Here is a 23,804-nt window from a genome sequence, read left to right on the forward strand (position 1 = left end):
TTGAAGGCTGTAAATAGCTTTGTGATTCGCGAACAGCTAGCTGACGAGCCATTTGAGAGAATATTAATGCGTAGGACCATTTTAGGATTGCTTTTATTAAGCCACAGTATGTTTAGCTATGCCAATATGGCGTCTCCCATTATCGACGGTACTAATGCCAGTACGGCATATTCAAGCAAAGATATCGATATATTGTCTGAAAACATAGATATCAATATTGCTGAAGGTTTTAATCAAGCTGACTATGATGTCACTTACGAAATTTATAGCGCTAAAAAAGGCGATCGAATACCTTTGGTTTTTGAGGTGTTCGATAGCATAGGTAATGATGCAGACAAAAGCTTTATAGTCGAAGTCGATGGGCAAGCGGTACCAGTACTTATCAATTATGATTATGAAAGTCAGTCAAAATCATTGCCTGCTTATCATGATCCAGAAACGGATACGGCTGTACCGTTCAATAATGACGCTAAATACTTTGAGATAAACTTAAGCGAAGGCAATCATGTCATTAATGTTAAATATTCTGCTCATCCTACAATAGACCGTAGTAATTGGACCAATCAGTATATTTATAACTATTCATTAAAACCTGCCAAAACTTGGAAAAGCTTTGGTAATCTAACCGTTACTCTAAAGATTGCTGATGAGTCGCAATACTTAAAGACTAATCTTGGTAAGCCTTTAGGTGGAGCGCTACAAGCTGATTCGAAGTGGGTCTTTGATCATATTCCTAACGATGTTTTAGACATATCTTACCGACAGCCACCAAGTTCTTTGGCTCAATGGCTGATTGATTTAGATGGAAGAGTAGTGTTTTTAGTATCAATAATGTTATTTGGTTTTATGCATTATAGATCGTTGCGTTCGAGTCACAAAAAGCACTCTAAACAAGCAAAAGCAATCCTTTGGTCGGGAGTGTTCATTGTGCCTCTCATAGTATTGATAATAGTTTTCTATAAAATTTACTTTATAGACTGGTTACTAGGCGAGCATGCCAGCAGGTATCATGGATATACAATTTTTATTATTGTCTTTGGCTATCCACTGGTTTTGCCTTTTTATTTACTCATTATGAAACTGTGCGACTCTTACTTCAAACGAGTTTTTCCACGAGACTCAAAAATAAACGTAAAAAAAGCTTAAACCTAGCGACTAGATTTAAGCTTAAGCATTAAATATTAAACAATCAAACTTCTTTATATAATTGGCGTCCTTCACTATTATATTTGTCGGTCATCTCTGCCATACCTTGGCTCACTTCCTCGGCACTGGCTTCACCAACTTGCCCGACCAGCTCAGTATCTACCTCTTTGATCAGATGACCAGCCCCAGTTAGGTCGCCGGTTTGTGGGGTTACTTTTTTATTTGCGGCAGCCTTATCTAGTCCAGCGGCATAATCTCGCACGTTCTGAGTGATTTTCATTGAGCAGAATTTCGGTCCACACATTGAGCAGAAGTGGGCAGATTTGTGCGCGTCTTTCGGCAGCGTTTCGTCGTGATATTCACGGGCGGTATCAGGGTCGAGCGCCAGATTAAACTGATCATCCCAGCGGAACTCAAAACGGGCTTTGGACAAGGCATTATCACGAGATTGTGCACCCGGATGGCCTTTGGCAAGGTCAGCCGCGTGCGCCGCGATTTTATAAGTGATAATACCGTCTTTGACATCTTTTTTATTGGGTAGACCCAAATGTTCTTTCGGCGTGACATAGCAAAGCATCGCCGTGCCAAACCAGCCAATCATAGCAGCACCAATCGCACTGGTAATATGGTCGTAACCGGGTGCGATATCGGTGGTTAATGGCCCTAAGGTATAAAAAGGTGCGTCGGCACAGACTTCTAATTGCAAGTCCATATTTTCTTTAATACGGTTCATTGCTACGTGACCAGGACCTTCAATCATGACCTGTACGTCATGCTTCCACGCCACTTGGGTCAACTCGCCAAGGGTACGCAGCTCACCAAACTGCGCCTCGTCATTGGCATCTTGCAAACAACCGGGGCGCAAGCCATCGCCTAGACTAAACGCCACATCGTACTGCTTCATGATTTCACATATATCTTCAAAATGAGTATATAAAAAGCTCTCTTTATTATGAAACATGCACCACTGCGCCATGATAGATCCGCCACGCGAGACGATGCCCGTTAAGCGTCCAGCAGTTAGCGGCACATACCGCAGCAGTACACCGGCGTGAATTGTAAAGTAATCGACACCTTGTTCGGCTTGCTCAATCAAGGTATCACGAAAGATTTCCCACGTTAAATCTTCTGCCACGCCATCGACTTTTTCGAGTGCTTGATAAATAGGGACGGTACCAATCGGCACGGGCGAGTTACGAATCAGCCATTCGCGGGTTTCGTGAATATGATTGCCCGTAGATAAATCCATTATGTTGTCTGCACCCCAGCGCGTCGCCCACGTCATTTTTGACACTTCTTCGTCGATAGATGAGCCGAGCGCTGAGTTGCCGATATTGGCATTAATTTTCACCAAGAAGTTACGGCCGATAATCATTGGCTCGGACTCAGGGTGATTGATGTTGTTGGGGATAATGGCGCGGCCAGCGGCTACTTCGCTGCGCACAAATTCAGGGGTAATAATAGTTGGCGTGTTGGCACCAAAGTTCTCGCCATCATGTTGGCGCATATCGGTCAGTTCGTGCTGCTTTTGCGTTTCACGAATGGCGATGTATTCCATTTCAGGCGTAATAATGCCGCGACGGGCATAGTACATTTGCGTGACGTTCTTTCCTGCTAATGCACGGCGTGGTTTGTCGATATGGGCGAATCTAAGATTGGCGGTACTGATATTGCGGGCGCGCGCCAGTCCGTAAGAGCTCGACAATCCGTCCAATTGTTCGGTATCACCGCGCTCAGCAATCCAGCCTTCGCGTAGCTTTGGTAAGCCTTTCGTTAAATCGATCTCGACATTAGGATCGGTGTAAACGCCAGAAGTGTCATAAACATAAAAAGGTGGGTTTTGTTCCCAATCGGTTTCAGGCACGCCTTGTATCGGAGTAGGGTCAAGGGTGATTTCGCGCATCGGTACTTGAATGTCAGGACGTGAGCCCTCGATATAGACTTTTCTAGAAGCGGGAAGGACACGGTGTAGGTCGCGCGCGTCTTCTTCAAAGCGGGCATCATTGGCGGTACGGTGAGCAGGGGTTTTGAGGGCATCGGCTTTTTTATCCGCTTTACTGTCAGTTGTTTGACTAGCATTGGCAGTAAGAGGGGCGTCAGTAGCTGGGATGTGGGTTTGGGCTGTTTGTAAATCTAAAGTAGTCATATGCTGTCCTAGCGTGTTGGTTTTTGAATAAAAGCAACACCGCCAGTAGCTGCGGGGATTGGCCTATATGATACGGACAAATTCAATCGTAAAACAAACCTGCTAGCGCTATCAAACCTAAACGTAGTCAGTGATCTTTAGCTGATTGATGGACGCGACTGATTATTAAAGCGCTATATCCGCATAACAATGCTAGTAGATAGTGGCGATAATAAAAAGGCATTTCTGCGCGCCCTTTGTACTTATATAACATAGGCTTAAGACTTCCCTGCGTCGGTACTAACCGCATCAGGTTCGGCGGGTGATCTCTCAGCGAATGTATCAAAAGGCTTATGAAATAAGCTCGTAATACACCGCACCCCGAGTCTGTCAGTGTTGTAAATCCCCTTCATACTAGCAAAATTCTGCGCGCGCGGCTAATGATATTTGGCTATACGTATCTCGTTTCAACTCTATATTTTATGGCTTTATAAACGCAGCTGGCTAATATCGCCCAACAACGTGACTCAAATTAATTGACTGTCAGGTCCTCAAATGAGACTTTTTTAACACGACTGAAATATTAAAAAGGTTGTCATCAAACTGTCATAAAGATTTGGCAAGATAACACGCATATCACAAGCAATGCTTTTTTATACCGTTGTTAAACTTCAGGAGTCCTACATGCGTTATTCGTTATTAGCAGTGGCCGTCAGTTGTACATTAATGCTTACGGCGTGTAATAAGTCAACAGATACGGCGGAGCCAACTGCTGATACTAGCAGTAGCGCTGTGACAACAGCTGAAACAACCTCTCAGACAGCATCTTCTGCTACGTCAGATTTTAAATCTGCTGAAAATATTGCTATGAATATTACAGGTGCAGGTGCGTCGTTCCCGCAGCCTATCTATGCGAAATGGTCATATGACTACAATGCTGCGACCGGCGGCCAAGTCAACTATCAGTCGATTGGCTCATCTGGTGGTATCAAACAAATCCAGTCAAAAACAGTAGACTTTGGTGCTTCTGATGCACCGATGACGCCTGAAGAGTTAGACGAAGCAGGTTTGATTCAGTTCCCAACAGTCATCGGTGGTGTTGTACCAATTGTCAACATCGACGGTGTTGAGCCTGGTGCACTGAAGCTAGACGGCACAACGTTGGCTGATATCTATTTGGGTAAGATTAGCAACTGGAATGACCCTGCGATTAAGGCGATGAACCCAGATTTGACCTTGCCAGATGCCGCAATCACAACAGTATTCCGCTCAGACGGTTCAGGTACGACGTTTAACTTTACTGACTATCTTGCCAAGGTTTCACCAGACTGGAAAGACACCGTTGGCGTTGATAAAACCGTCAAGTGGCCGACCTCTGCTACTGGTGCAGGCGGTAAAGGTAACGAAGGCGTCTCAAGCTACGTCAACCGTATGAAAAACTCTATCGGCTATGTTGAGTATGCTTACGCTAAGCAGAATAAGATGTCACATACTGCGCTGAAAAACGCAGCTGGTAACATCGTACAGCCATCTGCTGAGACGTTTGCTGCGGCAGGTGATATCGATTGGTCACAGCAAGAAGGCTTTTATAAAGTCATCACCAACTCTGAAACTGACCAAGCATGGCCTATCGCTGCTGCGACCTTTATCTTGGTACATAAGCAACCAGAAAATCCTCAGCAAGTCGCTGGTGTGTTGAACTTCTTTGACTGGGCTTATACCCAAGGTGATGACAGCGCCATGGAACTAGACTACGTACCATTCTCTGACACGGCAGTGGCCTTGTTCAAAGAGAAGTGGAACGAAGTGAAAGGTAGCGATGGACAGCCTGTCTATAAACCTGCTCAGTAATTCGATAGTCATTATTTAATAACGATCGAATTACCCTTTCAAACAACTATTCTCCGGTAGTTGTTTGAAAGGTTTTATCACAGCGAATTTAATCGCAAAGCCAATGATATTTATAGCTTCTGATACTTATATCTGCTGAGTTTGTTGTGATAAAACCTGATAAACACACTCATTTTTTAATCTTATCCTATTGAATGCTGAGACACTTATGACAGACTTAAGGTCCCAACTGGCTAAACAAAAACGTTACGATGCTTTATTCGTTAACTCCACCAAAGCATTTGCCATACTGGTATTGATGTCTCTAGGTGGTATTTTAGTGTCGTTAATTGTCGGGGCTTGGCCAAGTATTCAAGAGTTTGGTCTAGGTTTTTATACCAGCAATAACTGGGATACGGTCGCCAATGAATATGGTGCACTTGCACCCATCTATGGCACCTTAGTGACCTCATTTATCGCCATTCTGATAGCCGTGCCAGTGAGCTTTGGCATTGCCATATTTTTGACCGAAATGTGTCCTGCTTTTCTAAAAAAACCACTTGGTATCGCCATTGAGTTATTGGCTGGTATCCCCTCTATCATTTATGGTATGTGGGGCTTGTTCGTCTTCGCGCCGTTTTTTGGCGATCACATCCAACCATGGTTTATTGAACACGTCGGCCCTTTACCGATTATCGGTAAACTGTTTGAAGGCGCACCGATGGGACTGGGTATGTTCACAGCGTCCTTGGTGCTTGCCATCATGATTATTCCCTTTATCGCTGCCACCATGCGCGATGTTTTTTCCGTCGTGCCAGACTTATTAAAAGAATCAGCCTATGGGATGGGCGCGACGACTTGGGAAGTCATGTTCAAGATTATTTTGCCGTATACCAAAGCTGGTGTGGTTGGTGGTGTTATTTTAGGACTGGGTCGCGCATTGGGCGAGACCATGGCAGTGACTTTCTTGATTGGTAATGCCTTTAATATCAGTCCAAGCCTGTTTACCTCTGGGGTTACGATTACCTCAGCGCTGGCCAATGAGTTTGCCGAAGCCTCTAGTGAGCTACATCTGGCATCGTTGCTGCATCTGGGCTTAATATTATTTGTGATTACTTTTATAGTGTTGTCCATAGCGAAGCTTATGCTCATGCGCATGGATCATAAAGCAGGCAATCGCTAAGCCGGTGTCAGTTCTTAGTTCGGCTCAGAGTGACAGAGATGGATAGTATCGAAAGAGCTGTCTAAAAAGGCTATCTAAAAAGATATGGGAAACGAATGTTATGCCTAACCCTGCTATCAATGCTACTAGCGCATTACCGGTAAAGACAAGCTTTGAGGTACGTTATAACAAAAGCCTTTATAACAAGCGTCGTCGTCTGAATAAGCTTGGTCTAGGCTTTGCGTTGTCGGCGATGGCGTTTGGCTTATTTTGGCTATTATGGATTTTACTGACCCTGTTCGTTGAAGGTTTTCAAGGATTGGTACAGTTGCCAGTATTTACGGCTGATACCCCACCACCGATGAGCGCAGGTGGTCTACGCAATGCCATTGTCGGCTCAATCATGTTGGCATTTTCAGGACTGTTTATCGGTGCGCCCATTGGCCTGATGACCGGTATTTATTTATCAGAATTTTCTCAAGGCAGTATGCTGGGCAAAGTCACCCGATTTTTAAATGATATTTTGCTATCAGCACCCTCGATTGTGATTGGTCTCTTTATTTATGCGCTGATGGTCAAAGGCAATAATTTTTCTGGTTGGGCAGGCGCGTTGGCGTTGGCATTAATCGTCATCCCTGTGGTCGTACGCACCACAGAAAACATGCTTAACTTAGTGCCTAATAGTATTCGTGAAGCGGCCTATGCATTGGGTACACCAAAGTGGCAACTGGTGACCAAAGTTACGATTAAAGCGGCCAAAGCGGGATTGACCACAGGCGTATTGTTAGCCTTTGCCAGAATTACCGGTGAGACTGCACCGTTATTATTCACTGCGTTGAATAATCAATACTTCAGTACCGATATGGGTAAACCTATTGCTAACTTGCCCAACACCATTTATCAGTTTGCGATGAGTCCCTATGACAACTGGCATACCTTGGCATGGTCGGCGGCCTTACTGATTACCTTGTCGGTATTGATATTGAATGTTTTGGCACGGTTTATTGGCAATCGGGGTCACAGTAAATAACAGCTACCAAAAAATCAGGCCTCGTCGGTTTTTACTTAAATTTATATCAAGTCAGGTTGGATACTATTATGAATGATGTCATCAATAAAGCGCCTAAAAAAACGGCGGTTAAAAAGTCTCATATCACTGAAGACAATCTATTAACCAACCCTTTATCGACCAGTGCACAAATGGCTCAGCCAGATGCCGCAAGCTTTAATAAGCAAACCCTGCATGATATTCCGCAGAATATGCCGCCAGCAAAGCTAGAAGTTCGAGATTTAAGTTTTTATTATGGGGATTTTAAAGCCCTTAAAAACATCGACATCGATATTCCGGATAAAAAGGTGACGGCGTTTATTGGGCCTTCAGGGTGTGGTAAATCAACGCTGCTGCGTACTTTTAACCGTATGTATGATTTGTATCCGGGCATGCACGCAGAAGGCAGTATCAACCTTGATGGCAAAAATATCTTAGGTAAAGACGTCGATGTTAACCTGCTACGCGCGCAGGTCGGTATGGTCTTTCAAAAGCCAACGCCATTCCCAATGTCGATATACGATAACGTCGCCTTTGGTGTGCGACTTTATGAAAAGTTAAGCAAAGCTGAGCTGGATAATCGCGTGGAATGGGCGCTAAAAAAATCGGCATTGTGGCCAGAAGTAAAAGACAAGCTAAAAGCGTCAGGCTTGTCTTTATCAGGCGGACAGCAGCAACGACTGTGTATCGCCCGTAGTGTTGCTACCAAGCCTGAAGTGCTGTTGCTTGATGAGCCAACCTCTGCATTGGATCCTATCTCAACGGGTGCAATCGAAGACCTGATTGAAGATTTAAAAAACGACTACACCATCGCTATCGTCACGCATAACATGCAGCAAGCGGCAAGGGTATCGGACTATACGGTCTATATGTATTTGGGCGATATGATTGAGATGGGCGAGACGGATCAGATATTTACCAAACCGGCGCAAAAAGCCACAGAAGATTATATTACCGGTCGTTATGGCTAAGCGCATTGATGATTAAGGTGGGCGACGTTTAGAGTCAGCAATATTGTCGCGTTTTTAGGATATTTTGACTATAGATAAGCTGCACTAATAATAAGACGCTGATAACAAGACGCTGATAACAAGCAAACAGGATGAGTACTTATTGTGAGCAATCATTCGAAGTTTTTAGCATTGACCGAAGTATATCGGCAGCTCGGGTTTGAGCACTCAAATCATGTGCGATTTAATAGGCATACGGTGTCATCAAAACCTAGATTTCAGGGAATACGTTCTATGCAAAATGACAAGCATATCTCCAAAAGTTTTGACCAAGATCTTGATGAAGCGATTCGACTGTTTCTGCATATGGGTGACAGCGCGGCCAATCAAGTTGCCAAGGCCATCCATGCGTTGACCGATAAAAACCAGACGCTGGCACAAGAAGTAATTGATATGGATTTTGACATCAATCGCATGGAAGTCGATTTGGACGAACATATTTTATTATTGGTCGCCAAGCGTCAGCCCGCTGCTAGTGATTTGCGTTTGGTCATGGCTATTAGCAAGGGTGTGGTCGATTTAGAGCGTATCGGTGATGAAGCAGTAAAAATTGCCCAGATGGCAATCAAAATTATCGCGCAAGGTAAGACTGAATACGGCTATGCGGAAGTGCAGCATCTGAGCAACCAAGTTCGGTTAATGGTACACAATGCGCTAGAAGCTTTTAGTCAGTCGAATGCTGAGCAAGCCTTTGAAGTCATGCGTAACGACAAAGTGGTCAATGATGAGTATCAGTCGGCCATTCGCGCCTTGATGACCTACATTATGGAAGACTCGCGCTACGTCTCAAAAGTCATGAATATCATGTGGGTACTGCGCGCGCTTGAGCGTATCGGTGATCATGCGCAAAACGTGGCAGAGCTGGTTATCAATTATATTAGCGGGCAGGATGTGCGGCATTCAGATTATGCCGAGGTCGAAAAAGCGGTGCAAGAAGCCAATGATCGCATGGCGGCTCGTCAAGCTAGTGCCACGCAAGTTGCTGATACTGATGCTGAGTCAGTAGACAAGCATAAGGATTAAACAGCTATTCAGCTTATCAGGCATTTAGTCTATCAATAAAATCTCAATAAAAAACGCGCCATATTATTTATATAGCACGTTTTTTATAGCAGAAAATCAAAAAATTAGCTTTCTGGCGTCCAACCTTGCGCGCGCTCATAATCTTCATTGTCTAAAAATTTATCACGTTGCTCGGTCAAAAACTGCTTGGCTTTAGGATCCATCATGCTTAGGTGGTTTTCGTTAATGAGCATGGTTTGATGCTCAAGCCACTCTTTCCAAGCTTTGTCAGAGACCGTTTCTTGCAGCTCTTGACCTTTTTTATTAGGAAAAGGGGGATGTGGCATCTTTGGTAATTCTTGCTGATATTTGCGGCAAAATACCGTATTGGCTTGGGGATTAAAACTCTCAGCCATAATGGACTCCTTATTAATTATCAAATGATTGAATCAAATATTGGTATCCCCCTATGATAACGGTCTTGGTAGATTTAACCAAGCCTATCAGGTGTAGAGAAGGTAACCATTCATTTTTTTTAACCTAATAAAAAACCCGCCTAGAGAGCGGGTGTTTTTACTAGTAGGCTTATATTTTTATCAAATGTTTTATGCAAACACTTTTAAACGCGCGCGACCATTAACGACGGCTTGCTTGACCTGATTGGGTGCAGTACCACCTAAATGATCGCGAGCGGCCAATGAGCCTTCTAGCGTTAGATACTCAAAGACATCGTCACCGATGGCATCGCTAAATTGCTGTAGCTGTGCCAATGATAAATCGCTCAAATCGACCCCTTCTTTAATACCTAAAGCGACGGCATGACCAACCACTTCATGAGCATCACGGAAGGCCACACCGTTACGCACCAAATAATCAGCCAAATCAGTCGCTGTCGCATAGCCTTTCATCGTAGCGGCGCGCATGTTTTCTTTATTTGGCGTGATATTTGGTAGCATATCAGCGAACGCTAATAGCGAACCCGTTAAGGTATCGACGCAATCAAAGAGTGGCTCTTTGTCTTCTTGGTTGTCTTTATTATAGGCAAGCGGCTGGCTTTTCATTAGACTTAATAATGTCATTAGTTGGCCAAAGACACGGGCGGCTTTACCGCGAACCAACTCTGGCACATCAGGATTTTTCTTTTGCGGCATGATAGAGGAGCCGGTACAAAAGCGATCTGGAATCTGCACAAAGTTAAACTGTGCTGACATCCAAAGAATAATCTCTTCGCTCATGCGTGACATGTGCATCATTAGAATAGAAGCTGCTGAGGTAAACTCAATGGCAAAATCTCGGTCCGAAACCGCATCGAGTGAGTTTTGACAAATACCTTCAAAACCTAGCAGTTTGGCCGTAATCGTACGGTCGATGGGGAAGGTCGTACCCGCAAGGGCGGCGCTACCGAGCGGCATTTGATTGATACGGCGACGCGCGTCAACGAGGCGTTCGGTATCGCGGTATAACATCTCAAACCATGCCATTACGTGATGACCAAAGCTGACGGGCTGCGCGGTTTGCAAATGGGTAAAGCCTGGCATGATAGTATCAGTATGCTGCTCAGCCAAATCTAGCAAGCCGCTTTGTAAACGTACCAATAGAGCGATGATATTGTCGGTCTCTTCACGTAGCCACAGGCGGATATCGGTGGCAACCTGATCGTTACGGCTACGACCTGTATGTAGCTTTTTGCCTACCGCACCGACGATATCTGTCAGGCGTGATTCAACGTTCATATGCACGTCTTCAAGCGCAATCGACCAGTTAAACTCACCGGCTTCAATCTCACGTAGTACTTGTTGTAGACCGTCAATAATAGTCGCAACGTCCTCGGCGCTCAAGATATCGCACTCTTTAAGCATGGTGGCATGCGCAATCGAGCCTTGAATATCATGACGGGCAAAACGTTGGTCAAAACCAACCGAAGCGGTGAAGGCGGCAACGAAGCTATCAGTCGCTTCACTAAAGCGCCCGCCCCACATCTTTTGGCCTTGGCTGTTTTGTGGCGCTGCGTTTGTTATAGGGGCATCTGTGCTAAAATCAGTGGCAGATGAATTTTTATTTGAATCGGGATTACTAGGATTTGAAGAATTGGCGTTCATATCGGTCTAAGACAAGTCAAGAGAATAAGAGCTCAAGTATAGCAAATGATGAGGTTGCCTTACTAGCTGCGCGCTTAGAGTTTTTTATTCCCAAGCTCATGGATGTCATGAGACCTTGGCAGTGGCTGCTGTATATCTTTTTTTGGTCACTGTTTGTGACGGTGATTGACCGTCATGACTTGGCAACTTGGTCAGAATTTATGATTAAGTTTATGAGCCGATTTGTGCAAAACACAGTGAGCATCATCCCTTCATTGTACTTAATTGATTATTTACGCCCTGTCTTTACACGCATGAGCATCGTTAAAGCCAGTATTTATGTACTGATGCTACTTATGGTCGCCTCTGGCATAACCATGACATTAGTCATGCTGATCATGCTCAATGTGGGCTGGATTGAATACAATCTGCAAACTTTTATTATAGAGGTCCTGTTCGATACCATCATTGGTGGTGGCTTTACCTTGGTATTCTTGCTGTATTTTTTACGCCGCTATCGTGAAGTCAACGCGCTCAAGCAATCGTTTGAATATAAATTGACAGCGCAAAACGATGTGATTAAAGCGCGCCTTGCCCCGCATTTTTTCTTTAATACCATTAATACTTTGGTGTCCCTTATCGAGTCTAACCCATCACGAGCCGCCGACTTATTACAGCACGTGTCAGCATTATTTCGTGCCAGTTTTGAAGGCGCACGCGAGATTAGCTTTGAAGAAGAAATCGCCCTTTGTGAGCATTATCTTGCCATTGAGTCTATCCGCTTAGCAGATAAGCTGATCATGAGTTGGCAGCTTCCCGATGAGGATGTGATGTATGATATGGTCATCACCGCGTTGACGCTACAGAGTGTGATTGAAAAAATGCTGCTGAATGTGGTTGAGATGACGACAGAGACTATTTATATGGATATCGAGGTAACGTGGCAACAGCACCGCGTGACCATCACAATCCATGTGCAGCTGCCCCAAAAAACCTTGATGATTAATTACGATTTGCGCCAGCATATGAATTTTTATATTCAAGCTGAGCGCTTACGGGCTTATTTTGGCGAAAGCGCGGACATTCAAAGTACGGTGACCAGTAAACAAATTGTCACTGTTATTGACTATCCTCTGCAAGACGTCAGTTTATAATACTTTTCTGGTTTTATTCCTATCGGTAACTGACCGTGGCATATTTATTGCAGAATTTATTATACTACTATCGTCGTTGGTTTTAGATGATGGCGATAAAAGTTTAGGAATAAATGCTATTATGTTATTGATACTATTAAAAAATCTACTAAGTATGCCGTAAGAGAGGAGTTTCCATGCGGATTGTAGTTTGTGATGATGAGCCATTGGCACGTGAGCGTTTGGTTAGAATTGTGCAGGAGTCAGGTCATCAAGTGGTTGCGCAAGCAACGACAGGCGCAGAGGCCATTGTTGCGGTAAAAACTCAACAGCCAGACATCATTTTACTAGACATTCGCATGCCTGAAATGGACGGTGTACGCTGTGCGCAAGAGCTGTCCAAGCTGGAGCATCCACCAGCGATTATTTTTGTCACCGCTTACGATCATTACGCGATTGCGGCGTTGAAAGCCAATGCGATTGGTTACTTATTAAAACCGGCTAACAAAGATGAATTGTTAGAAGCGCTTAATAAGGCTAAAAATCTAAATGCGGCCCAGCTAAATGAGATTCGTAAGCTCGAAGACCCAACGGCACGTCCCGTGCGAGAACATATCGCGGCGCGTACCCATCGCGGTGTCGAGTTGATTAAGCTCAAAGATATTTATTATTTTACCGCGGATCAAAAGTACGTCAAAGTTCGTCATAAAGACGGTATTGTATTGATTGACGAGACCCTAAAAGAGCTTGAGCAAGAGTTTGAAGACCGCCTCTTTCGGGTACACCGGAACGCTATCATCAACCTCAGCTTTTTGGACTTTTTAGAGACCCTAGATGCTGGACAGTATCAGATACGCTTTAAAGGGATTGATGAGACGCTAGCGGTTAGCCGCCGTCACCTACCAGCGTTACGTGACAAAATCCAAAGTATGTAACAGACCGTTGCGATAGCGAAATAATCAGCCCATATCATCAAACCCTTATTTATGCTTAAATAGGGGTATTTTTTTGCGTCAGCAGTCATGACATATGGTTTTTATCACCTATTTGATAGGGTGGATTTGCGTGAGGGTTTAGCATCCATTTGGCGTCCATTTGGCATTGACAGCGCATTATCGTACCGAACTTATTGAGGCCCTTTATGAGCAATCCGCAGCAACCTGCTTTGACTACCTTAAATATCGCCACGCGTCAGAGCCCATTGGCGTTATGGCAAGCTGAGCATATTCGTGATCGCCTGTTAGAGATGTATCCTAGCTTGACCATTAATTTGCTAAAAATTGTCACTAAAGGTGACAAAATTTTGGATACACCCTTGGCTAAAATCGGTGGTAAAGGCTTGTTTGTCAAAGAGCTTGAGCAGGCATTGTATGCTAAACAAGCGGATATCGCCGTGCATTCACTAAAAGACGTACCCATGCAGTTACCAGAAGGCTTGACGCTCGGTGTTTATTGCAAACGCGCCTCGCCCACGGATGCCTTTGTCTCCAATACTTATAATAGTATTGATGAGTTGCCACAAGGCGCGGTAGTCGGCACGTCAAGCTTGCGTCGTCAGTGTCAAATCAAAGCCTACCGCCCTGATCTGCAAATCAAAACCTTGCGCGGCAACGTTGGTACCCGTTTGGGTAAGCTGGATGCGGGCGAGTATGATGCGATTATCCTAGCGACCAGTGGGCTACAGCGCATTGAGCTGGATGAGCGTATCCGCGGTGAGCTTGATATCGATGCTTGCTTGCCAGCAGTTGGACAAGGCGCTTTAGCGATTGAATGCCGTGAGGGTGATGCTGAAGTACTAAAACTACTCGCGCCGCTTAATGACGACAAAGCCCGTATTCGCCTTATCGCTGAGCGCGCGCTAAACCGTCATTTAGAAGGTGGTTGCCAAGTGCCAATTGCGGCTTATGCTGTTTTACAAATGGCTGATGAAACCGCCGCCAACAACGATGACAATGGTAATAATGGCAACAATGATAACGGCAATGTATTGTGGCTACGTGGTCGTGTGGGTCAGGCTGATGGTAGTGAGCTGCTAAAAGCGGACAAACGATTAACATTAAGCGGCACACAAGATGAGCAAGAAGCGCAAGCCAATCAGCTCGGTATCGATGTCGCCGATCTGCTGCTCGCTGATGGTGCTGGTGCTATCTTATCAGCGATTTATCATCCTGAATAATACCTCAGTGCTAGTGCTTAAACAGTAAATAAGTACGGCGACTGGCTTGGGCATATAGTGGTAATCGCTTATACGCCCTTTGATTACGCTAACTTTAATTTCATCAGCATTTTGTCATTGTCATTGTGATTATCATGGTAGGTTTATGTCTTACTCAACATCGCAGTCTACTGATTCCAATCGGTCCACTGAGAATTTATCAGCGCCGCAACAAGTGGTCATCAATACGCGCCCGATAGAGCGTGCAGCGCCACTGACCCAGTGTCTACAAGCGGCAGGACTGTCGGTCATTGAGATGCCGATGTTGACATTACAAGCGCGTGCCACGACCGATAAAGACAGACAAATGATGCGGCAGTGGCTGGCAGGTGATTATCAAGCATTGGTTATTGTTAGTCCGACCGCTGCGGCCTCTGGGTTAGCCATGTGGCAAGCACTTGAGGTTGAGCGTCAAAAACCAAATAAGACTACTGAGCTGGTAGAGTCCGCATTGATGGCATTAGAAACGCCAAGTCATTTGATTGCGGTTGGTGATGCGACTGCTGCTGTCCTCAATAATGCCCAGCTACCCGTGGCCAGTTATCAAGTACGACAGCCTAGCATTGCCAATAATGAAGGTATGCTAGCGATGCCTGAGATAGAAAGTCTACAAGCAGGCGATAAGCTATTGATATGGCGCGGGCTTGGCGGACGTCGTCTGCTAGTCGATACCTTACAGGCGCGCGGTGTGCATATCGATAGTATTGCTTGGTACGAGCGCATCATGCCAGAGGATGCGCAGAGCCAGTATGAGCAATGGTTGCAGGATTTTTATGCACAAAATGCTTTGCAAGCTAATGCCACTGTAGATAGAGTAAAGCCAATCGTCGTGATCAGTAGTGGCACGGCCTTTGAGCATTGGGCCAGTATTGTTGAAGCCGCGGTAGTTAAGGTTTTAGACGAGAAGAATTTAGAAGCAATTGCAAATCAAAGCAAGACCGATAACGCGGCGCTTAAATTATCAGACTTCGCTTATGTCGTATTGGGCGAACGTTTGGCAAACATGGTCGCACAACAGCAGCTGAGCTATTGGCGTGTGGAAGATTTGGCACCAGAAACTATTCTGGCAGCCATTAACTCTAAAACTTTATAAACATATAACTGTGCTAATTGATGACATGCCTTAGTGCTTGATACATTTTTTCGCTCGCTTTAAACATGGTTAACCTTACCAATAACGGTACTGTCTTATGTCAACGAATTCTGAATCATTATCTAGGGATCCTTCTGCTATCCAGCAGCGCCGCCAAGCAAACACCTTATTGTTGCGTCTGCAATGGTTGGTGATATTGCTACTTATCGCGGCGTTATTAGGCCTATATATTAGCCATCAACGTTTTCAACACAGCGTCAATGAGCGCTTACAAAGCAATGAGCAGGTGATCAGTCGTCTAAATGAGATGGATGATCGCATATTCGCCATGAGTCAGCAGACCTTACCAGAGCCGAGCGTAGCGGCCAGTAACCAAGCTCAAAACCAGCTAGATTTACTGCGTATCCAAATACAGGCAGCCAATAGATTACTGGCTGACAATAACGATAGTGCAGCGATAGACTTACTACGCGGTCTGCACTGGCAACTATCACAAAGCAGCAATGAGATTGCCCCGGCGTTGACGGTGGTCATTAAGCAAAGCCTGCTCAAAGATATCGAACGCCTGCAAGCCCAAAGTGCACAACCAAGCCCATGGCAAATCCAAAATCTAGCGATTCAGAATATTCAAGATTTTTTGCACAGTCATGAGCGGGCAGCGAACAGCAATAGTAATGGCACTAACAATAATAATGGCAATGAGAGCACTCAAAAAAATACTCAGCAAAGTAGAGCAGTAGGCAATAATAATCTTACCTTGAACCGCCGCCAATTAACCATTCATGAAGTTATCATGACATTGAATTTAGCGAGCCAAGCCAGCAATATGCGTGAACAGGATCAGCTTATCAGCTATCTGACGCAAGCTCGTAAGCAATTAAAAACCTTAGTACCACCATCTTCTATGACTGCTAGCAAACAACCTGCGCAATCAGCAGCAAAAAGTATGACGAGCGCTACTAAAAATACAAACGATTTGGCCAAGAATTTAGAAACAATGAAAGCGCCAAGCGATATTGCAGAAGTGATTAATTGGCTCGATCAACTTATTGCCAACGCACCGAAACCAACGCCACTATTGACCACGCAAATTCTAGAAAAACCGCCACGTTAATGACAACGTCAATGAGCAAATCTTGTTTAAAATAGTCGTCTATATCAAGATTGAAAGATAAGGTTAAAACATGGATAAGAAAAATAAGACAGCCAATCGTGCCGCTGATGTATCAAGCGCTAGCCGCCCTGAGGAATTGGCACATTATCCGGTTATTCATCATCAGCCGATTCACTGGGGCGAGATGGATGCGTTTAACCACTTAAACAATGTCGTCTATTATCGTTATGCTGAGTCAGCGCGTATTGCGTATTTGCAGACGTTAGGGATGTTTGATGGCAGTATGGTGACAGTCCTCGCTCAGTCTAGCTGTCAGTATTTACGACCAGTCGTATATCCTGACACTTTATTATTGGGCGTACGCTGTCAACGCTTGGGCACAACCAGTATTGTTATAGAATATAGTTATTATAGCGCTTCGCAGCAAGCGCTGGTCGCTACTGCTGAGGCAGTCGTGGTGCGCTTAGAGAGTGATGGCAAAACTAAGTTGCCTTGGACAACCGAGGAGCGCAAGCGACTGCTCGCATTAGAAACAGCAGTCGGACACACGCCTAAATTTTAAAAATTAACCCCTAATAAATAAAAAAGCACGCTAACGGTAAAGTAGCGTGCCTTTTTACGTATGACTAATATTGAATCATCCAGCCAATCAAATCCTAAACTTGCTTTGGCGCATGCACAAAATCAACCACGTTCAGATCAAAGCCTGAAAGGGCATAAAACTTCATTGGTGAGGACAATAGGCGCATATCACGCACGCCTAAATGACGCAAAATCTGTGCACCAACCCCGATACTGCGATAAGGCTGTTGGGTAATCGTAGATAGCGACTCATTATCAGCGGCTTTATCCAAGGCATCGCCCAAATCAATCGGTTGATGACTGCCAATCCAAACCAACACGCCGCGATCTGAGGCACTGATTTCTTCTAACGCCGACTGTACGCTCCAGCCACTACGGCCTGTGGTATCATTTTTGGCAGCAAATAAATCACGCAAAGGGTGGAAGCCGTGTACACGTACCGTACTAACGCCTTCGCTCACATCACCTTTTACCAAGGCTAAATGCGTTTCATCCGCCCCAAATTCGCGGAAGCGATGTAGGGTAAAGGTGCCGTGTTCAGTCTCAAAGGGACGCGACTCAATCTCTTCTACCGTTTGCTCATTGGCAATGCGGTAGTTGATAAGATCAGCGATGGTGCCCATTTTGATGCCGTGCTCTTTTGCAAATATCTCGAGATCATCACGGCGTGCCATTGTACCATCAGCATTGATGATCTCTACAATCACTGCTGCGGGCTCAAGACCTGCCAATCGTGCTAAGTCGCACCCTGCTTCGGTATGTCCGGCACGGTGCAATACGCCGCCGTTTTGTGCCATGATCGGGAAGATATGCCCAGGTTGTACGATGTCTTCAGGTTTTGCTGCAGATGAGACCGCTGCTTGAATAGTGCGCGCGCGATCGGCCGCAGAGATACCCGTGGTGACACCTTCAGCTGCTTCAATTGACACGGTAAAGTTGGTGCTAAATTTTGCCTCATTGCGATCTGACATCAGCGGTAGTGCCAACTGTTGGCAACGTGCTTGTGATAAAGTCAAACAAACCAAACCACGAGCATGGGTAATCATAAAGTTAATATCTTCAGGGCGCACATGGGTCGCTGCCATGATGATATCACCTTCGTTTTCGCGGTCTTCATCATCCATCAAAATAACCATTTTTCCGGCACGAATGTCTTCGATAATCTCAGGAATCGTATCTAAACTCATAGGAAGTCTCAATATTTTATTATGTATAAATCAGTGTGATGTGGGATATAAATGTTTATCCGGCTATTGTAGCAGTAGATAGCACCACGCGCTGCTGTGCTAAGGTAAAACCTGCCTTAGTTGGCGCAATATGCTATAAAAATGACCTACTCAATTGGCTGGTGTATATCGTTATGAGGTCATTTTAACGCTTTTCACCCCAGCATGCTGCATCATCTTGACAATCTGTCCATTAATAGCTTAAAAATAGTGATAAGTAATATCAATGATGCAGGCAGATAATCTTTATTGGTCATTACTCGCCGCTTGGCTTTTTAGCCAATCCATAAACTGCTTGCTGTGTTGTTCACGCTGATTGTCCGCAAACTCATAAAAGCTTGTCCCGATTAAATTGTCTGGCAAATATGACTGCGGATAATAGTGGTTGGGATAATCGTGCGGGTAGATGTAATCTTGACCATAGCCTTGATTACGCATCAGCTTGGTCACGCCATTACGTAGATGTAGCGGCACAGGAGATGCATCCTTTTCTGCCAACGCCATTGCAGCATTGATGGCTTTATACGTGCTATTGCTTTTGGCACTGGTCGCCAGATAAACCACCACTTGTCCTAAGATAATACGTGCTTCTGGCATACCAATCGACTGTACACTACGTAATGCTGCATCGGCGAGGAGTAGGGCATTAGGATTGGCATTGCCGATATCTTCACTGGCCAAAATCACTAAGCGCCGCGCAATAAAATCGGCAGGCTCACCGCCAACGAGCATGCGCGCCATCCAATAAAGTGCCGCATCAGGATCGGAGCCGCGTACGGATTTTATCATTGCCGATATAATATCGTAATGCTGCTCACCATCCTTGTCATACCGTACTAAGGCGGTTTGCGCCACTCGGCTAACCAGTTCGTCATCAATAATCATTGGCGACTGCTTAGCGTCAGCCGTTTGAATGGCTAGCTCTAATACATTTAGCGCCTTTCTGGCATCACCATGCGCCAGTTGACTGATGGTATTTTGTGCTTGCAGGTCGATAGTCAAATTTTGCAGAATGTTGTCTTCTTGCATGGCTCGTTGTAAGACCGCACTGATTTGTTCAGGCGTTAGTGGCTCTAGACGATAAACTTGGCAACGAGATAGCAGCGCATTATTGACACTAAAAGAGGGGTTCTCGGTGGTCGCGCCAATCAAAGTAATATCACCAGATTCTACCGCGCCCAGTAGCGCATCTTGTTGGGCTTTGTTAAAACGATGAATCTCGTCGATAAAAACCACTGGCGATTCAAAGTTTAAAGAATCTTTGGTATCTAGCACTTCACGCAGTTGTTTGACGCCAGTATTCAAGGCGGATAGTGCATGAAAAGGCCTGCCAACCGCGTCAGCCAACAGCATCGCAATCGTGGTTTTACCAATGCCAGCTTCGCCATGCAAGATAATGGACGGCAGGTGTCCTTGCTCCACCAAGCGTCTCAATGGCGCACCCTCTGCTAATAAATGTTCTTGACCAATGATGGCATCAAGAGTCGTGGGGCGCATACGCTGAGCAAGTGGGGTATCGGCATGAAAGTTAGGCGGCATAGGACTCTCTATTATAGGGTCGGTTGTTACAGGGTCTGATAATGATTATTTCATCAAAACGACTATTGATTGAATTGAAGACACGCCCTAGACATTGGTAGTAAAAATAAGCTAATTTAGACAGACAGTACTTCATTTTTATACAAACAGCTCTTTATTACTATTATGGTTGAGCTGCTAGGCTAACGCAGATTGGCGTTAAGAAAAACTGGCTAAGTGTACAGCTTATGTCCTAGACAATTGGTTTTTAATGTTTGGTTTTTAATGTCTGTATCCCTATTAAGGGCTCAGCACCATTCGCTAGCATAAGGCAATCCATTGATGATGTCTCAGCAGACTTTCAAACAGTTTTTACGGGCAAAATTTTCCAAAAAACAATCACGCAAGCTGACTGCTGGTGAAATTGTGCTGGCTCGTTCAGTGTTCGGTAGCAATATTAAACTTGATGATGTTCATCTTAAAACGGCGCTTTGGGTACTAAAAAACTATGCGGTTAGTCCCAATGGCAACATTTACTTTCATCCTGCAGATTGGATAGCAGATTTTAGCCATGCCTCTATTGGTAAGCAAAGTTGGCTGATACACGAGCTAACCCATGTTTGGCAGCTACAACAGGGCCTCAAGGTGGTACGCGGTGCGCTTATCAATCGCCGCTATGATTATGTATTAGAAACAGGCAAGTCCTTTTTTAACTATGGTATCGAGCAACAGGCGCGCATGGTACAGGATTATTTCGTACGTCAGCAGCTTGGGAAAGACTGTCACGATTTAGAAGCCTGTATTCCATTTTTGACCAGACACTCTGTGGACAATACTAAAAAATAGATAGCTCATTCAGCGGTTAAGCTCTATATTGTGATAAATAGCTATTTTTCTGAATACCCAATATTATAAATAGCGATGATGATAAAGCAGGCTAAATACTACAAACACCAGTATGGCTGCGCAAAAACCGAACGCATTAGCACTATACTGAAGCCATACACTGAAACAATGCACTGAAGCCATGAAATGTCGCGACAATCTGAGCTTTTAATAGGTTAGCTTCTAACGTTAGCTTTTAACAAAGGATATGTACTCTGATGTTTAAATTTTTGTCAGCTGAGTCTGATATCGATTCGCACAACGATAGTATCAACCAAGGTCGCCTTTGTCTGCGCCCATCGTCAATGTTGCTGGCGGCGACAATGACAGGGCTGCTATTCTTGACGGGCTGTCAGCAAAAGCCAGCAGAAGAGCCTGTGATAGATTATGACCAAACCACTGAAAAAACAAGCGTAGAAGACAGCGAGCCTATGCCGCAAAGTGATTCAGCTGCTGCCCGCATAGAGCAGTTCCAGCCCTTGTACGTCGCTCAAGCGCAAGGGTTGCAGCAGCGCTTGCAAGCAGAGTATGAGTCATTACAAGCTGCTGATGCGTCAGGTGGCGATGCTTTATTGCTTGAAGGAGCGCCTGACACTACGGCTAATGATGATGGCAATCTTGGCAATCAAGTGACTGCTAGTAATACACCCGATGATAGCGGCTTGCCAGCTACAGAGGCAAGCGACAGTAATGTGTCTGAGCAAGCATCAGTACCAGCCGCTACCGAAGGCGATGTTACGGATGCTGACATTAACACCAGTACTGAGGTTGGTGAGCGCGATTTGACCGTGCTTAAGCGTATCAGTCTTGAGCCACGTAAGCCGGTGATGTTGTCGGAAGCACAGATAATAGAAAGCTATCAGCAAGCGATGGAAGCACTATATCAACCGGTAACGACACCACTTAGTGCTGAAGATATCAATACCTTAATTAATATAGCAACCTTGACCCCGCAACTGTTCGAGCATGCAGAAATCGCTGGCAGAGTCAGTGCAAAAAGCCCAGCGCTGGCGCGTTTGATAATTCAACATCAAGTCTGGGAGCAGATAGAAGCTCAGCAAGTGTTAGATATGCAGCAGATGAAAATCAATCAGCAGCAAGAGTTTGAAACACTGATGACTAAGTTCAATGAAACCATTAAAGACTACGATGAGCAAATTGCTAAATATGAGCAGACGTTAAAAGAGTTTCAGTAAAGTGTGATTTGTCATCACGTTATTAAATTTAGACCATAAAAAATCCCGCTACGAGAGCGGGATTTTTTATGTTGCTGATAAGGGCTTACTATTTGCGATCTTCAACTTTAACAAAATCGCGTTTTGTCTCACCAGTATATAACTGACGCGGGCGACCGATTTTGAACGGTGCACTGTGCATCTCTAACCAATGGCTGATCCAACCAGAGGTACGGGCTAGAGAGAAGATAACCGTAAACATTGACGTTGGGATACCAATGGCTTTTAGAATGATGCCAGAGTAAAAATCAACGTTTGGATACAAGTTACGCTCGATGAAGAACGGGTCTTCTAAAGCGATTTTCTCAAGTGCCATAGCAAGCTCAAGCTTAGGGTCGTTGATACCAAGCGCGGCTAATACTTCATCACAAGTCTCTTTCATGACTTGTGCGCGTGGGTCAAAGTTTTTGTAGACGCGATGACCAAAGCCCATAAGCTTCACTTCACGGCTCTTCACTTTTTCCATGAATTCAGGCACGTTTTCTACCGAACCGATTTCATCAAGCATCTCAAGAACAGCTTCGTTCGCGCCGCCATGTGATGGGCCCCAAAGAGCCGCGATACCAGCAGCGATACAAGCGTAAGGGTTTGCACCAGTAGAACCCGCTAGACGTACAGTAGACGTTGAGGCGTTTTGCTCATGATCTGCGTGCAAAGTAAAGATTTTGTCCATGGCGCGAGTGATAACGTCATTGGTTTTATAATCAACATCAGCAGGCGTGGCAAACATCATGTATAAGAAGTTTTCTGCGTAATTGAAGTCATTACGTGGATACATGAACGGTTCGCCCTGTGAGTATTTATAACTCATGGCCGCAAGCGTTGGCATCTTAGCAATCAGACGGATAGCCGTGATTTCACGATGTTCTTCATTGCTGACGTCTAGGTTTTCATGATAGAACGCTGATAACGCACCAACGACACCGACCATAATCGCCATTGGATGCGCGTCACGGCGGAAACCTTCAAAGAACTTACGTAATTGATCGTGAACGCCTGTATGCTTACGAATTTTTTCAAAGAAATCCGCTTTTTGTTCAGCATTAGGTAGGTCACCATGAATCAGCGCATAAGCCACTTCTAAGTATTCTGCGTTGTTTGCTAACTGGTCGATAGGGTAGCCGCGATGTAATAATTCGCCTTTGCCACCGTCAATAAAGGTGATTTTTGATTCAACAGGGGCGGTTACTTTAAAACCAGGGTCATAAGACCAAAAGCCTGACTCTTGCAAAGCTGCAACGTCGATAACTGGACGCCCTAAAGTACCTTTAATAATTGGAAGTTCGTATTCTTTACCATCTACGGTTAGTTTGGCGGTAGTGTCAGCCATAAATTCCTCTCCATTGGTTGTAACTTGTTAGAATAAAAATATACCGACGCACAGCCTCGCGCCATTAGTAGT

Annotated in this window: 20 protein-coding genes and 1 riboswitch; of the genes, 14 read left to right on the forward strand and 6 right to left on the reverse strand. The window is 44.9% G+C overall.

The genetic code is table 11. The annotated features are described in order from the left end of the window. Positions 1-1,146, forward strand: coding sequence for a hypothetical protein (locus CXF65_RS04445; protein ID WP_157824014.1), 1,146 nt, complete (start codon positions 1-3; stop codon positions 1,144-1,146). 43 nt (positions 1,147-1,189) lie between these two features. On the opposite strand, the gene thiC is transcribed toward CXF65_RS04445, so the two are convergent. Beyond that, complete coding sequence (gene thiC, locus CXF65_RS04450) at positions 1,190-3,292, reverse strand: phosphomethylpyrimidine synthase ThiC (protein WP_101211184.1); 2,103 nt, start codon at positions 3,290-3,292, stop codon at positions 1,190-1,192. 248 nt (positions 3,293-3,540) lie between these two features. Next, a riboswitch (TPP riboswitch) is annotated at positions 3,541-3,665 on the reverse strand. Positions 3,666-3,955: 290 nt separating this feature from the next. On the opposite strand from thiC, the gene pstS reads away from it, so the two are divergent. The 5 genes from pstS to phoU all read left to right on the forward strand — a co-directional run bounded on the left by pstS (position 3,956) and on the right by phoU (position 9,344). Beyond that, complete coding sequence (gene pstS / locus CXF65_RS04455; protein ID WP_101211185.1) at positions 3,956-5,122, forward strand: phosphate ABC transporter substrate-binding protein PstS; 1,167 nt, start codon at positions 3,956-3,958, stop codon at positions 5,120-5,122. Between the two features lie 208 nt (positions 5,123-5,330). Further along, positions 5,331-6,284 (forward strand): phosphate ABC transporter permease subunit PstC, encoded by a 954-nt coding sequence (gene pstC, locus CXF65_RS04460; protein WP_010200767.1) that lies wholly within the window; start codon positions 5,331-5,333, stop codon positions 6,282-6,284. Positions 6,285-6,384: 100 nt separating this feature from the next. Then, positions 6,385-7,293, forward strand: coding sequence for a phosphate ABC transporter permease PstA (gene pstA / locus CXF65_RS04465; protein WP_101211186.1), 909 nt, complete (start codon positions 6,385-6,387; stop codon positions 7,291-7,293). Between the two features lie 68 nt (positions 7,294-7,361). Beyond that, positions 7,362-8,282, forward strand: coding sequence for a phosphate ABC transporter ATP-binding protein PstB (gene pstB, locus CXF65_RS04470; protein ID WP_101211187.1), 921 nt, complete (start codon positions 7,362-7,364; stop codon positions 8,280-8,282). Between the two features lie 273 nt (positions 8,283-8,555). Further along, complete coding sequence (gene phoU, locus CXF65_RS04475; protein WP_025652558.1) at positions 8,556-9,344, forward strand: phosphate signaling complex protein PhoU; 789 nt, start codon at positions 8,556-8,558, stop codon at positions 9,342-9,344. A 104-nt stretch (positions 9,345-9,448) separates the two neighbouring features. Here phoU and CXF65_RS04480 read toward each other — a convergent pair whose 3' ends face one another. Both CXF65_RS04480 and argH read right to left on the reverse strand, forming a co-directional pair. Beyond that, a complete protein-coding gene (locus CXF65_RS04480) occupies positions 9,449-9,739 on the reverse strand; it encodes an oxidative damage protection protein (RefSeq protein WP_025652557.1) in 291 nt (96 codons plus the stop codon). A 189-nt stretch (positions 9,740-9,928) separates the two neighbouring features. Further along, complete coding sequence (gene argH, locus CXF65_RS04485; RefSeq protein ID WP_101211188.1) at positions 9,929-11,302, reverse strand: argininosuccinate lyase; 1,374 nt, start codon at positions 11,300-11,302, stop codon at positions 9,929-9,931. Positions 11,303-11,403: 101 nt separating this feature from the next. On the opposite strand from argH, the gene CXF65_RS04490 reads away from it, so the two are divergent. The 6 genes from CXF65_RS04490 to CXF65_RS04515 all read left to right on the forward strand — a co-directional run bounded on the left by CXF65_RS04490 (position 11,404) and on the right by CXF65_RS04515 (position 17,518). Next, positions 11,404-12,555, forward strand: a complete 1,152-nt coding sequence (locus CXF65_RS04490; RefSeq protein ID WP_025652555.1) for a histidine kinase — start codon at positions 11,404-11,406, stop codon at positions 12,553-12,555. A gap of 176 nt (positions 12,556-12,731) precedes the next feature. Continuing rightward, entirely contained in the window at positions 12,732-13,469 is a 738-nt protein-coding gene (locus CXF65_RS04495) for a LytR/AlgR family response regulator transcription factor (RefSeq protein WP_101211189.1), read from the forward strand. Between the two features lie 206 nt (positions 13,470-13,675). After that, positions 13,676-14,710 (forward strand): hydroxymethylbilane synthase, encoded by a 1,035-nt coding sequence (gene hemC, locus CXF65_RS04500; protein ID WP_101211190.1) that lies wholly within the window; start codon positions 13,676-13,678, stop codon positions 14,708-14,710. 145 nt (positions 14,711-14,855) lie between these two features. Further along, on the forward strand, positions 14,856-15,842 hold the full coding sequence (locus CXF65_RS04505) for a uroporphyrinogen-III synthase (RefSeq protein ID WP_101211191.1): 987 nt from the start codon (positions 14,856-14,858) through the stop codon (positions 15,840-15,842). Between the two features lie 97 nt (positions 15,843-15,939). Further along, the gene (locus CXF65_RS04510; RefSeq protein WP_101211192.1) at positions 15,940-16,956 is read left to right on the forward strand and encodes a hypothetical protein; all 1,017 of its coding nucleotides are present in this window, start codon (positions 15,940-15,942) and stop codon (positions 16,954-16,956) included. A 70-nt stretch (positions 16,957-17,026) separates the two neighbouring features. Continuing rightward, positions 17,027-17,518 (forward strand): acyl-CoA thioesterase, encoded by a 492-nt coding sequence (locus CXF65_RS04515; RefSeq protein ID WP_101211193.1) that lies wholly within the window; start codon positions 17,027-17,029, stop codon positions 17,516-17,518. A 94-nt stretch (positions 17,519-17,612) separates the two neighbouring features. Here CXF65_RS04515 and ribBA read toward each other — a convergent pair whose 3' ends face one another. Together ribBA and CXF65_RS04525 are read right to left on the reverse strand one after the other, a co-directional pair. Then, positions 17,613-18,725 (reverse strand): bifunctional 3,4-dihydroxy-2-butanone-4-phosphate synthase/GTP cyclohydrolase II, encoded by a 1,113-nt coding sequence (gene ribBA, locus CXF65_RS04520; protein ID WP_025652548.1) that lies wholly within the window; start codon positions 18,723-18,725, stop codon positions 17,613-17,615. A 285-nt stretch (positions 18,726-19,010) separates the two neighbouring features. Further along, positions 19,011-20,303, reverse strand: a complete 1,293-nt coding sequence (locus CXF65_RS04525) for a replication-associated recombination protein A (RefSeq protein WP_101211194.1) — start codon at positions 20,301-20,303, stop codon at positions 19,011-19,013. Positions 20,304-20,627: 324 nt separating this feature from the next. On the opposite strand from CXF65_RS04525, the gene CXF65_RS04530 reads away from it, so the two are divergent. Then, the gene (locus CXF65_RS04530) at positions 20,628-21,128 is read left to right on the forward strand and encodes a hypothetical protein (RefSeq protein WP_051395139.1); all 501 of its coding nucleotides are present in this window, start codon (positions 20,628-20,630) and stop codon (positions 21,126-21,128) included. 257 nt (positions 21,129-21,385) lie between these two features. Beyond that, positions 21,386-22,363: a hypothetical protein gene (locus tag CXF65_RS04535; protein WP_101211195.1), complete on the forward strand. Its 978-nt coding sequence runs from the start codon at positions 21,386-21,388 to the stop codon at positions 22,361-22,363. Positions 22,364-22,451: 88 nt separating this feature from the next. Here the strand turns inward: CXF65_RS04535 and gltA are convergent, their stop codons facing one another. Beyond that, on the reverse strand, positions 22,452-23,732 hold the full coding sequence (gene gltA, locus CXF65_RS04540) for a citrate synthase (protein WP_101211196.1): 1,281 nt from the start codon (positions 23,730-23,732) through the stop codon (positions 22,452-22,454). Positions 23,733-23,804 lie beyond the last annotated feature (72 nt).

The organism is Psychrobacter sp. Sarcosine-3u-12 (assembly GCF_002836005.1).
Lineage (GTDB): Bacteria > Pseudomonadota > Gammaproteobacteria > Pseudomonadales > Moraxellaceae > Psychrobacter > Psychrobacter okhotskensis.